The organism is Pseudomonas sp. R3-18-08 (genome assembly GCF_003852065.1).
In the GTDB taxonomy this organism is placed as follows: domain Bacteria; phylum Pseudomonadota; class Gammaproteobacteria; order Pseudomonadales; family Pseudomonadaceae; genus Aquipseudomonas.
Genome location: NZ_CP027729.1, coordinates 1,253,487 through 1,265,608, shown reverse-complemented (window position 1 = coordinate 1,265,608; position 12,122 = coordinate 1,253,487). Strand labels below are relative to the sequence as shown.

The window sequence follows — 12,122 nt, the reverse complement described above, 5'->3', positions numbered from 1 at the left end:
CCAGTGACCCATCAAGCCTGCAGCGCTATTTTTTGCTGGCGCAGCGTCGCGGCCAGGCTTAACAAGCCGGAACCTTCGCGCAGCCCTTTCCTGACGGACTCAGGCGTGGCTTCGTTCTTTACCACCGCGCCGACGTAACCCTCGGCCACCGCCTTGTAGTCTCCGGTAACCGCACCGAGAAGCGCCTTGTCAAAACCGTCTTCGCGGGTTTTACGAAATCCGTCCAGCGCCCCGCTGATGGTGCCATCAAGGCCTGGCTTAGCCTGTGCAATGCCTTGCAATATGTTGCTCATGCCTGGGATAAACCACAGGCTCTTGGCCGCATCAGCGGCAAACCGCTGGAATTTTCCCGGTGGGGTGCCGTCGCGCAACGCGTGGGGAGTGTGGTGGTGATGAGCGGATTGCATCCGCTGCTCACGGTCGATCGCGGCGGACGCGCCTTGATGAATGATGGAAGGGCCGAAAGCGGCAGATATGTTCGACATGAGCGATGACTCCAAGTGCATGAGAGAAAGGCGTCCTGCACGATAGTGGCCGCCCTTCGCCGAACGGTTCCATGGCCTGGGCCTGTGCAAATGGCGCCCCAGGGCCTTCGATCCTTGTTCCCTGTTTCAGTACAGGCGCAGAATGGCGGATCGACCTCAAGAGTCCGAACCAAGGAAAACCGTATGAGCCTGTCGTTACTAAGCCGTTACGCGTTCTTTGCCGTATGCACCCTGTTCACCCTTGCCAGCCTGCCCTTTATCGAACATGAATGGCTGTGGCCCATCACGATAGTCACCGGCCTGCTCAGTTTGATCGGCATTTTCGACCTGCTGCAAAGCCCCCACGCCGTGCGCCGCAACTACCCGATCCTGGGCAATATCCGTTATCTGGTGGAAGCCATCCGCCCGGAAATCCGCCAGTACCTGCTCGAATCCGACAGCGATGCCCTGCCCTTCTCCCGGGCCCAACGTTCGCTGGTGTATTCACGCGCCAAGAACGAAACCGCCGACAAACCTTTCGGTACCTTGATCGACGTCTATCAGTCGGGCTTTGAATTCATCGGCCACTCCATGCGACCCGCGCCGTTGAGCGACCCGAGCGCGTTTCGCGTAATCGTTGGCGGCCCGCAGTGCACACAGCCGTACTCGGCGTCGGTGTTCAATATTTCGGCGATGAGTTTCGGCTCACTGAGCGCCAACGCCATTCGTGCGCTGAACCAAGGCGCCAAACTCGGCAACTTCGCCCACGACACCGGCGAAGGCAGCATCAGCCCCTACCACCGCGAAAACGGCGGCGACCTCACTTGGGAGCTGGGTAGCGGTTACTTCGGCTGCCGTACCAGTGACGGCCGCTTTGACCCGGAACGCTTTGCCACCCAAGCGCAGGACCCGCAAGTGCGCATGATCGAAATCAAGATGAGCCAGGGCGCCAAACCCGGTCATGGCGGGATCCTGCCCAAACATAAAGTCACCCGGGAAATCGCCGACACCCGCGGCATCATGATGGGTGAGGACTGCATCTCGCCGTCTCGCCACAGCGCGTTTTCCACGCCGATCGAACTGATGCAATTCATCGCCCGGCTTCGCGAGTTGTCCGGCGGTAAACCGGTGGGGTTCAAGTTCTGCCTGGGCCACCCCTGGGAGTTCATGGGCATTGCCAAAGCCATGCTCGAAACCGGCATCCTGCCGGACTTTATCGTGGTCGACGGCAAGGAAGGCGGGACCGGCGCGGCACCGGTGGAATTCACCGACCACATCGGCGTGCCGCTGCGCGAGGGCCTGCTGTTCGTGCACAACACCCTGGTGGGCCTGAACCTGCGCGACAAGATCAAGCTCGGCGCCAGCGGCAAGATCGTCAGTGCCTTCGACATCGCCAGTGTGCTCGCCATCGGCGCCGACTGGGCCAACTCGGCGCGCGGCTTTATGTTCGCCATCGGCTGCATTCAGTCGCAGAGCTGTCACACCAATAAATGCCCGACCGGCGTCGCCACTCAGGACCCGCTGCGCCAACGTGCGCTGGTGGTACCGGACAAGGCCCAGCGCGTGTTCAACTTCCACCGCAACACCCTCCACGCCCTGGCCGAAATGCTCGCCGCCGCCGGGCTGGAGCATCCTTCGCAGTTGTCGGCCAAGCACTTGGTGCGACGCATGTCGGCGACCGAGATCAAGCTGTTCTCGCAGCTGCATGTGTTCCTCAAACCGGGCGAGCTGCTCACCGGCGAGGTGAATGGCGAATTCTATTCGCGGATGTGGCAGATGGCGCGGGCGGATAGTTTTGAGGCGCATGAAATCGCTGCAGCCTGAAGGTCCACGCTAAGGAGTGCTGATAGTTCGGGGCTCCAGAGGCGTTTGCAGCGGCGCGTCCGCTGGGCGGATGTTAATGAGTTCGGCCTTGGCCTCGCCTACCGTGAAAGTTTGCAACAGTCGCCAGTTATCAGGGAGTTTATGAGTCAAGCTCCCTCCCCGAACATTGTCAATCAACCAGACTCTACCGGAAGCCGTTGTGAGCGCCCCCAGTTTCTCCACGTAAATCTGGTCCGCTTTTTCACTACTGAGCGTCGACGTTTGATAGCCATCAGGACGGCCCGATGTACCATCACTGTTCCTCGGCGCGTAATACATTGGCAATGTGTCGCTTTTGAAGTAGTAAACCATCGGCAAATATATAAAAAAATCCAATACCAGCACACCATCACCTGGCTGATAGGAAGAATTTACAGTATTCGCCAAGACATTAAATTGGTTGAACTCATACAAGTTGCTAGGCTCTTTGGCATACACGACACTCAGCCCACGCCCCTCGAGAAAAAACATCATTCCCAGCAATATCACGAACGCAACTTTACATCGTACCAGAAGCATATCAAGCAGTACCGCAACAGTCATTGGATAGGCCATAGCAGCAAACAGCAAATAACGATCGATTAATAGCGGCTTGAACAAGGAGACAACGGCAACCAGCGCTATCGGAACCCAGGCAAACGTCACCAGCAATAAAAGCTTATCTCGCTGTCCTTCCCCCTTGACCACAATAGCCACTGATATCATGAACAATATGACCGGCAACCCATAAAAAAACACACTAGAATACTCCGCTCCATCGCTATAACTTAAAAACCTCCAAAATACTCCGACGACGTCCTCCGTTTTCAGCGGTGGTATCCAATTAAAATTAGAATAACGGAGCTGTTTTATAAAACTTGGCAGCCAAGGAATGAACATTATCGAGATGACTATATTGGCTACCCACCAAGCCGGTCTCATCAAATAGCGCCGCTCTTCCCGTTGGGTACGCAGCAACAACGCCAAGTAAAGCCAGTGCGCGAAGGCACACACGACGGTGAAGTAGTGTGTGTAGAGTCCGCCGACCATCAGCAGGCAATACAAAATCAACGGCCGTCTACTACGAGAATTCTCAAGCCAGTAAACCAAGGCGATCGTTGCGCTAAGCATTAACGTCGCTAGGAAGGCATACATACGTATTTCCTGGCTGTAGCGCACTGCGATAGGCAACAAGGCTATCAACAGGCCGCCCAGCAGCATCGCTCGTCGGCTGCTGAGCAGCCGTATTAGCCACATAGCCAACACTACACTCAAAACACCAAACATTGCACTCAAGACACGAGCAGCATGAACGCTCTCCCCGAACAGATGTATCCATCCATGCAGCATCCAATAGTAAAGAGGCGGGTGAACGTCACGTGTCGTGTGAAAAAATATCTCGGCCGGCGATTTAGCACTCAACAACAAACTGAACGCTTCATCAATCCAAATACCCGACTTATCGATATCGTGAAAGCGAGTCCATACGCCAATAACCAATACTGCCACCCATAAAAAAAACAGCATTGTATTAGCGCTTGGCGATGCGCTATAGATTGTTTTCATCGCTACTTCACCTATTAAGTGTTTCCCCAAAAATCACTTCGCGCACCACATACCTCGGCCGATGCTTGGTCTCCATATAAATCCGCCCCACGTACTCGCCCAATATTCCAATCCCGATCAGTTGCACCCCACCCAAAAACAATATCGCCGTCATCAGCGACGGATACCCCGGCACGTCATTGCCAAACAACACTTTGTCCACAGCTAGAAACCCGGCATATACCAACGCCAACAGCGAGATGAAGCCGCCGATATAACTCCATAACCGCAGCGGCACGGTGCTGAACGAGGTAATCCCATCCAATGCCAGGTTCCACAATTTCCAGGCATTGAACTTGCTTTGGCCGTTAACGCGGGGCGCACGGTCGTATTCGACGATGGCCACGTTGAACCCGGCCCAGGACAATACGCCTTTCATGAACAACTGCTGCTCGGGAAGGGTTTTGATCACGTCCACCACCTTGCGGTCCATCAAGCGGAAGTCGCCGACGTTTTCTTCGATGTGGGTGTAGGCGATGCGATTGAGCAGGTGGTAGAACAGCGATGCACTATGGCGCTTGAGGTAGCTGTCGCTGGAGCGGTCACGCCGTTTGGCCAATACCACATCCGCACTGTTTTGCCATTGGGCAACCAACAGGGCGACGACCTCGATCGGGTCTTGCAGGTCGACATCCATGGGCACCACGGCGTCGCCTGTGGCGTATTCCAGCCCGGCGAACAGTGCGGCTTCCTTGCCGAAATTACGCGAAAGGTTGATCAACACTACATCGCGGTCGGCCAAGGCGATCGTCTTCACAAGCTCGGCGGTGCGGTCGGAACTGCCATCGTTGATAAACACGATTTCGACCGTATGCGCACTCAACGAGGGCTCATGTCGAACCGCCTGATAGAACCCGCCCACCGCAAGCTCCTCGTTATACAGAGGCACCACCAGCGAGATTTTCATCGCGCACGCTCGCGAAACACCACCCACTTGGACAGCAAAAAGCCGCAGACCAGGCTGATCAATGAAAACACCACGACGGTGACAAGCCCCGGCACGTACCAACGATCCGCCAACCAGCCCACGCCCAGGCTCAGACCGCCCATGCAGGTCATGAACAGCAGATACCGGCCAAAGGAGGCCGGCATGTCAAACGTAAAGAAGGCATTCACATAAAACGAGAAAGACGCCGCCACGCAGAATGCCAGGAAATTACTCAGCGCCTGGCTCCATTCAAACGCAACTCGGAACATGAAAAACAGCTGCCAATGGATCACCGTATTGGCGATACCAATCAATGTGTAGCAGGTAAAACCTTTCCATACTCGGGCCATATCGTCGTCCTTTGCAGTTACCCCCTAAGCAAGCCACGACCTGCCTGTAGCGTCTACTGTCAGAACTAACAGGTAGCCCTTACCCACGACTGAGACATTCGGTAATACCCAGCCTTTTGCAATCGCTTACAAATACCGCCAACCTGCGCCCGCCCGACGTGCGGCGCACGACAACGCGCGCGCTCGCCACTCTTACTCAACAACTTGTTCAAGAGCCCGCTGCCATGCTGAACGGACGCGACCCGCGCATCGATTTTTTTCGGGGCCTGGCGTTGATCTTCATATTCTGGGATCACGTGCCCCACAATCCCCTGGCCCACGTCACCGTGCAGAACTTCGGGTTCAGTGACGCCGCCGAAATCTTCGTATTCCTGGCCGGCTACGCGGCGGTACTGGCGTACGGCAAGATCCTGCAGCGTGATGGTTATTTCATCGCCTGTTTAAGAATCCTGCGCAGGGTGTGGACGCTCTACGTGGTGCATATTTTCCTGCTGGCGCTGTTGATGGGCATCGTGATATTCGCCAACAGCCATATCGAAACCCGCGACCTGGTGCAGGAGATGGGCCTGGAGTATTTCCTCAACAATACCCAGCAGGCCCTGGTCGATGAATTGCTGCTGCGGTTCAAGCCCAACCTGACCGACCCTTTGCCGCTGTATATCGTGCTGATTCTGAGCCTGCCCCTCACGCTGCCGTTGCTGTTGCGTGTGCCGAGGGTCGCGGTGGGCGTTTCTGTGGCGGTGTACCTGCTGGCGCCCTGGCAGGGCTGGAACCTGCCGGCCAGCAACGGCGGGGTCTGGTACTTCAACCCGGTGACCTGGCAGTGCCTGTTTATCCTCGGCGGCGCGGCGGCCTTGCGTTCGGCACGCCCGGCTGACCAGCGGCCTGTGCTGCGCCAACCATTGTTCCTGGCGGCTGCGGCGTATGTGCTGACGAGCTGCGTGATTACCCTGTCGTGGCGCTGGCCCGAGGTGCACGACGCCTGGATGCCAAGCCTGATCGGCGAATGGCTGTACCCCATCAGCAAGACCGACCTGTCACCGGTGCGCTTGCTGCACTTTTTGGCCCTGGCCTATGTCACCGCCAAATTGCTCCCCGGTGTTGGCTGGACGCAACACAGGTTGGCCCGGCAACTGGCGCGGATGGGGCGCTACTCCCTGGAAGTCTTTTGCCTGGGTGTGGTGTTGGCGCCGTTGGCGGACATGGCCAACGCCCTGACCGGTGACACCTTCGCCATGCGGATATTCACCGCGCTGGTGGGGGCCGCAGTGATGATGCTGTTTGCCGCATGGTTGGAATTCAACAAGCGATTGGACCAGCGCAGAGCCGCTGTCGCCGCGCCTGGTTAGTACCGGGCTGATTGACATGTGGGAGGGGGCTTGCCCCCGATGGCGGCCTGACAGACGACCAGGATGTTGGATCAGAGCGAGTACATATCCGTTGCTGCGGTAACGGCTGCTTAGGGTTCCGCCCTTACGGCGTCTCACTTTTGAAAAGCGCAAAAGTAAGCAAAACGCTCTTGCCCCACCACTCGGCACCTCGCTTAGGCTCGGTGTGCCCGTAATCCGACAGCGATTTGGGGGGCCGCCGCCACGCGCCATCCATGGCGCGGGGCGGCTAAACCGGCATCCCTGCCGGTTTACCCCCCAAATCACTGTCGAATTCCGGCCAGCGTGGTTTAACGGGGCGCTTAAGATCAAGAGCAAGATCAAGAGCGGCTCGCTTCGCATCGTGGTTACTGTTGGCTGCTACAAAGTTGTGTAGATACCTATGGCCATCGGGGGCAAGCCCCCTCCCACATGGGTTTTGCGGCGTTTATTCGATCAGGACAATGCTATGCGCCCAATCAGGACCAGCACGAATCGCGTTGTCGCTGCAGGTCTAAATGTGGGAGGGGGCTTGCCCCCGATGGCGGTGTGACTGACACACCACCATCCCAGGCAAGCCCTCAGGCTGCAGAACGCACCGCCCCATTGGTCGGCTGCAACTTGAACACGTAGAACAACACCGTCAACAACACCAAAAACGCAGGCCCGACATACAGCGCCACGCGGGTGTCCGGGAAGTAAGCCATCAGGCCCACCACCAGCACCAGGAACGCCAGCGCCAGGTAGGAGCTGACCGGGTACAGCCACATGCGGTACTTGAGGCCCGCCTGCTCGGCCGGGCTCAGGCCTTTGCGGAATTTGAGCTGGGCCAGCAGGATCATCAGCCAGGTCCAGATCGCGCCGAAGGTGGCGATGGAGGTGACCCACACGAACACCTGGTCCGGCACCAGATAGTTGAGCAACACGCCCAGCAGCAAGGCAAAGATCGACAGCAGCAGCGCTTTACGTGGCACGCCATTGCTCGAGGTGGTGCCGAACGTCGCGGGCGCCTGGCCGTTCTGCGCCAGGCTGTAGAGCATGCGCCCGGTGCTGAAGATACCGCCGTTGCACGATGACAGCGCGGCGGTGATCACCACGAAGTTGATGATGCCCGCTGCGGTCTTGATACCCAGGCGCTCGAACGTCATCACGAACGGGCTGCCCTGGGTGCCGATTTCATTCCATGGGTAGATCGACAGGATGACGAACAACGCGCCCACATAGAACAGCAGGATGCGCCAGAACACCGAGCCAATGGCGCTGGGGATGGTCTTCTGCGGGTTGCGCGCTTCACCGGCGGTGAGGCCGATCATCTCCACGCCCAGGTAGGCGAACATCACCATCTGCAACGACATCAATACGCCTTGCACGCCGTTGGGCATGAAGCCGCCATGGGTCCACAGGTTGGAAATGCCCAGCGCCACGCCGTCATTGCCGAAACCGAAAGCGATGATGCCGACGCCGCCGATTACCATGGCAATGATGGTGACGATCTTGATCAGGGCGAACCAGAATTCGAACTCACCGAAGGCCTTGACCGCGATCAGGTTGATGGTGCCCATGCTGATCAGCGCCGCCAGGGCCCAGATCCAGCGCGGGGTGTCGGGGAACCAGACGCCCATGTACACCGCCACGGCGGTGATTTCCGCGACGCAGGTCACCAACCACAGGAACCAGTAGTTCCAGCCGGTCAGGAAACCGGCCAACGGGCCGAGGTAGTCCTGTGCATAACGGCTGAAGGAACCGGCGACCGGGTTGTGTACGGCCATCTCGCCGAGGGCACGCATGATCACCAGGATGGCCAGGCCACCGATGATGTAGGACAGCATGATGGCCGGGCCGGCCATTTCGATGGCCTTGGCCGAGCCGAGGAACAGGCCGACACCGATACAGGCACCGAGGGCCATCAGGCGAATATGCCGTTCACCCAATTCGCGTTTGAGCGGGCCGCATGAAGCGGTCTCGCCATGGGGCAGTTGGTTGCCGACTGGCATAGGGATACAACCTCATCTTGTTATTGGATTGTCCGTCGAGTTTCCACGGTGCAAGCCGGTAGCCTGCGCCCTTGTTGAAACCGGGGCCGCCTCATGGACGGGCCCGTCTTGCCAGGCAAGATCAACGGGGCGTGCAGTATAAAAAGCCCGGAGTAGGGTCTTTCACTATAAAAACGAGGCAATTTAGGGGAAGCGTTGGTCAAAATGCAATTTTACAGGAGCATCTGACCTGCATCGGGCGACAAAACGTCGCGGAGGCGCCACTGCAGATCCACCGGAAGATTCCTACACTCAAAACACAATTCCCTCACACCCAGCCATCAGCGACTAAACTTCAGGCAAGTCCGATCTATCTGCGTGAAGGGATCAATCGACTATGGGCGCACTGTGGCAAACCGAATCGAGCAAGGCTGCGAAAGTACATGGCAGTTCGGACCCAGCGCCTTTATCCAAAAATAAACCCAGGCCTCGTTACGCACGGCGCCTGTTCTGGTTGATTGTGTTGATGGCGCTGGCGGCCCTGGGGTTTGCCGTCGCCAAGGAGCTGCGCACCTCACGCCTGCAGGCCCAGGAACTGAGCCGCCTGGCCCGTGACCTGACCTATCGGTTGGAGCCCGGCCCCAGCCCGGCAATCGCCTATCCCGGCGCCGGCCCCTTCGACCGGCGTCTCGGTTACAGCGACCTCGGCACGTTCCTGCCACGCTTGCTCAAACGCGGTTATGTGATTGAAACCCAGGCGCGCTTTTCGGCCGAATTGATGGACTACAGCACCAAGGGCCTGTTCGTGCCCTACGCGGAAAAAATCCAGGCCGGGCTGTCCATCACCGACTGCCGCGCCGTGCCGCTCTACCAATACAACTATCCGCAACAACTGTACGAAAACTTCGCCGCGATCCCGCCGGTGGTGGTCAACAGCCTGCTGTTCATCGAGAACCGCGACCTGCTCGACCCGGCTCAGCCCGAAGCCAACCCGGCGGTGGACTGGCCGCGCTTCGCCAAAGCGGCCTGGTCACAAGTGGCCAGGCTCCTGCATTTGCCCGGGCAGACCGCCGGTGGCAGCACCCTCGCGACCCAGCTGGAAAAGTACCGTCACTCCCCCGACGGCCTGACCCTGTCGGGCGGCGAGAAACTGCGGCAGATGTTTTCCGCCAGCGTACGCGCCTACCAGGATGGTCCGCAGACCTTGCAGGCACGCCGCAATATCGTGCGCGACTACCTCAACAGCGTGCCGTTGTCCGCCGTGCCCGGTCACGGTGAAGTGCATGGCCTGGCCGAAGGGTTGCGGGTGTGGCACGGCGCCGACTTCAACCGCACCAACGCCCTGCTCGCCGACAGCAGCACGCAAAACCTCGGGCAAAAAGGCCTGGCCCTGCGGGAAGTGTTGTCATTGATGATCGCCCAGCGCAGGCCCTCGCACTACCTGTCCAAGGGCCACGCCGAACTGGCGAACCTGACCGACAGCCACATTCGCCTGCTCGCGCAGAACGCGGTCATCGACCCGGCCCTGGCACAGGCCGCCCTGGCCAGCAAGGTGAGCTATCGCGATTGGCTGCAACAGCCGACGATTCAACCGATTGAAACCAACAAAGGCATCAGTGTTGCCCGCAGCCGCCTGGCCGCCCTGCTCAATCGCCCGCTGTACGACCTCGACCGCCTGGACCTGTCCGCCACCAGCACCTTGCAGGATGACTTGCAAACCCAAGCCACCACCTACCTCAAGCACCTGGCCGACCCCGCCTTCGCCGGGCAAATCGGCTTGCTCGGCCCACGCCTGTTGACGCCCGCCAGCACCGCGCAAGTGCGCTACAGCTTCACGCTCTATGAGATGACCGCCGATGGCGCACGGGTGCGGGTACAGACCGACAACACCGACCAACCCTTCGATATCAACGAGAGCAGCAAACTGGAACTGGGCTCCACCGCCAAGCTGCGGGTGCTGACCACCTACCTGCAAATCATCAGCGAACTGCACGATCGTTATGCCGACCAGCCCCCCGCCGAGCTGAAAAAGATCAGCGTCGACGAGCAGGATCGCCTGTCGCGCTGGGCCGTGGATTACCTGGCGCAAAACCGCGACCGGAGCCTGCCGAAGATGCTCGACGCGGCGCTCGAGCGGCAATATTCGGCCAGCCCCGGCGAACGCTTTTTCACCGGTGGCGGCCTGCATCACTTCAATAACTTTCGCAACGAAGACAACGGGCGTAACCCCACGCTGCGCGAGGCCCTGCGTGAGTCGATCAACCTGCCGTTCATTCGCCTGATGCGCGACCTGGTGCGCTACAGCACCTATCAGGGCCCCAACAGCAGCGCCGAGTTGCTCAAGGACGACAGCGACCCACGCCGCCAGGAGTACCTGGCGCAATTCGCCGACCGCGAGGGCACCACCTTCCTGCTGCGCTTCTGGAAGCGCTACCGCAACAAAGACACCCAGGCCCGGCTCGACACCTTTCTCGACAGCATGCACCCCACCGCCATGCGCCTGGCCGCGGTGCACCGTTATCTGCTGCCCCAGGCCAACCAGGACAGCTTCAACCGTTTCGTGCGCGCGCACCTGCCCACCAAGGCCCCGGAAAAACTCACCGATGAACGCCTGGCCAAGCTCTACAAGGATTACGGTCCCGGCGCCTACGACCTGCCGGACCAAGGCTATATCGCCAAGGTCCATCCACTGGATTTGTGGCTGCTCGGTTACCTGCTGAACCACCCCGACGCCACCTTCACCCAGGCCGTCGCCGCCAGTGAGCACGAACGCCAGGAAGTCTACGGCTGGCTGTTCAAGAGCCGCCACAAGAGCGCCCGCGACAGTCGCATCCGCACCATGCTGGAGATCGAAGCGTTCCTGGATATTCATCAACGCTGGCAGGCTGTGGGCTACCCGTTCGATCACCTGGTGCCGTCCCTGGCCACCGCCATTGGCAGCTCGGGAGACCGCCCGGCGGCCCTGGCGGAGCTGGTCGGGATCATTCTCAATGACGGCGTGCGCGAGCCGACCGTGCGTATCGACAGCCTGCACTTTGCCGCCGGCACCCCGTATGAAACCCGCCTGGTCAACAACCCGGACCGAGGCAAGCGGGTCATGCCCAGTGAAGTCGCCAACGCCTTGCGCGAGGCGTTGTCCCAGGTGGTGGATGCCGGTACCGCAAAACGTGTGGCCGGCAGCTTCAAACTGGCTGACGGCACACCCCTGGCCATGGGCGGCAAGACCGGCACCGGCGACAACCGCATCGAAGCAATCGGTGCCGGCGGGCGCCTACTCAGCTCCAAGGCGATCAACCGCACCGCCACCTTTGTGTTCTATATCGGCGACCGCCATTTCGGCACGCTGACCGCATTCGTCCCCGGCGCCTCGGCCCAAGGCTTCACCTTCACCTCGGCATTGCCGGTGCAAGTGCTCAAGGGCATGGCGCCGCTGCTCAGCCCTTATCTGCAACCCGGCAGCCGGACGCAGTGCCAGCCGGGGGAGCCCGGCACATTCAGTGCACAAATTCTGCATTCGCACACCGAACAACCCGCACATTTCAGTCCCAACTTAGCTGCAATATATTGAACGTTTGTTGTTGATTTCGACGGAT

At 59.3% G+C, this 12,122-nt stretch carries 8 protein-coding genes; 3 read left to right on the top strand and 5 right to left on the bottom strand.

What is annotated here, in order from left to right:
* Nucleotides 1–11 precede the first annotated feature (11 nt).
* Nucleotides 12–485: a hypothetical protein gene (locus tag C4J92_RS05685; protein ID WP_124403216.1), complete on the bottom strand. Its 474-nt coding sequence runs from the start codon at nt 483–485 to the stop codon at nt 12–14.
* A gap of 183 nt (nt 486–668) precedes the next feature.
* On the opposite strand from C4J92_RS05685, the gene C4J92_RS05680 reads away from it, so the two are divergent.
* Complete coding sequence (locus tag C4J92_RS05680; protein WP_124403215.1) at nt 669–2,288, top strand: FMN-binding glutamate synthase family protein; 1,620 nt, start codon at nt 669–671, stop codon at nt 2,286–2,288.
* Between the two features lie 9 nt (nt 2,289–2,297).
* On the opposite strand, the gene C4J92_RS05675 is transcribed toward C4J92_RS05680, so the two are convergent.
* The 3 genes from C4J92_RS05675 to C4J92_RS05665 are packed head-to-tail and all read right to left on the bottom strand — an operon-like array spanning nt 2,298 to nt 5,189.
* The gene (locus tag C4J92_RS05675; protein ID WP_124403214.1) at nt 2,298–3,872 is read right to left on the bottom strand and encodes a glycosyltransferase family 39 protein; all 1,575 of its coding nucleotides are present in this window, start codon (nt 3,870–3,872) and stop codon (nt 2,298–2,300) included.
* A gap of 7 nt (nt 3,873–3,879) precedes the next feature.
* Nucleotides 3,880–4,818, bottom strand: coding sequence for a glycosyltransferase family 2 protein (locus C4J92_RS05670; protein ID WP_124403213.1), 939 nt, complete (start codon nt 4,816–4,818; stop codon nt 3,880–3,882).
* Nucleotides 4,815–5,189: a GtrA family protein gene (locus C4J92_RS05665; protein ID WP_124369784.1), complete on the bottom strand. Its 375-nt coding sequence runs from the start codon at nt 5,187–5,189 to the stop codon at nt 4,815–4,817. The genes C4J92_RS05670 and C4J92_RS05665 overlap by 4 nt, the downstream gene beginning before the upstream one ends.
* A gap of 224 nt (nt 5,190–5,413) precedes the next feature.
* Between C4J92_RS05665 and C4J92_RS05660 the strand changes: the two genes are divergently transcribed.
* Nucleotides 5,414–6,538, top strand: coding sequence for an OpgC family protein (locus C4J92_RS05660; RefSeq protein WP_124403212.1), 1,125 nt, complete (start codon nt 5,414–5,416; stop codon nt 6,536–6,538).
* Nucleotides 6,539–7,137: 599 nt separating this feature from the next.
* Here C4J92_RS05660 and C4J92_RS05655 read toward each other — a convergent pair.
* Nucleotides 7,138–8,550 (bottom strand): amino acid permease, encoded by a 1,413-nt coding sequence (locus tag C4J92_RS05655; protein ID WP_124403211.1) that lies wholly within the window; start codon nt 8,548–8,550, stop codon nt 7,138–7,140.
* Between the two features lie 376 nt (nt 8,551–8,926).
* Between C4J92_RS05655 and C4J92_RS05650 the strand changes: the two genes are divergently transcribed.
* On the top strand, nt 8,927–12,097 hold the full coding sequence (locus tag C4J92_RS05650; protein WP_124403210.1) for a transglycosylase domain-containing protein: 3,171 nt from the start codon (nt 8,927–8,929) through the stop codon (nt 12,095–12,097).
* Nucleotides 12,098–12,122 lie beyond the last annotated feature (25 nt).

What these genes read in the sequence shown, in the direction of transcription:
- C4J92_RS05660 (WP_124403212.1), top strand. Translation starts at nt 5,414, where the DNA reads ATGCTGAACGGACGCGACCCGCGCATCGATTTTTTTCGGGGCCTGGCG.
- C4J92_RS05685 (WP_124403216.1), bottom strand. Translation starts at nt 485, where the DNA reads ATGTCGAACATATCTGCCGCTTTCGGCCCTTCCATCATTCATCAAGGC.
- C4J92_RS05675 (WP_124403214.1), bottom strand. Translation starts at nt 3,872, where the DNA reads ATGAAAACAATCTATAGCGCATCGCCAAGCGCTAATACAATGCTGTTT.
- C4J92_RS05650 (WP_124403210.1), top strand. Translation starts at nt 8,927, where the DNA reads ATGGGCGCACTGTGGCAAACCGAATCGAGCAAGGCTGCGAAAGTACAT.
- C4J92_RS05655 (WP_124403211.1), bottom strand. Translation starts at nt 8,550, where the DNA reads ATGCCAGTCGGCAACCAACTGCCCCATGGCGAGACCGCTTCATGCGGC.
- C4J92_RS05665 (WP_124369784.1), bottom strand. Translation starts at nt 5,189, where the DNA reads ATGGCCCGAGTATGGAAAGGTTTTACCTGCTACACATTGATTGGTATC.
- C4J92_RS05680 (WP_124403215.1), top strand. Translation starts at nt 669, where the DNA reads ATGAGCCTGTCGTTACTAAGCCGTTACGCGTTCTTTGCCGTATGCACC.
- C4J92_RS05670 (WP_124403213.1), bottom strand. Translation starts at nt 4,818, where the DNA reads ATGAAAATCTCGCTGGTGGTGCCTCTGTATAACGAGGAGCTTGCGGTG.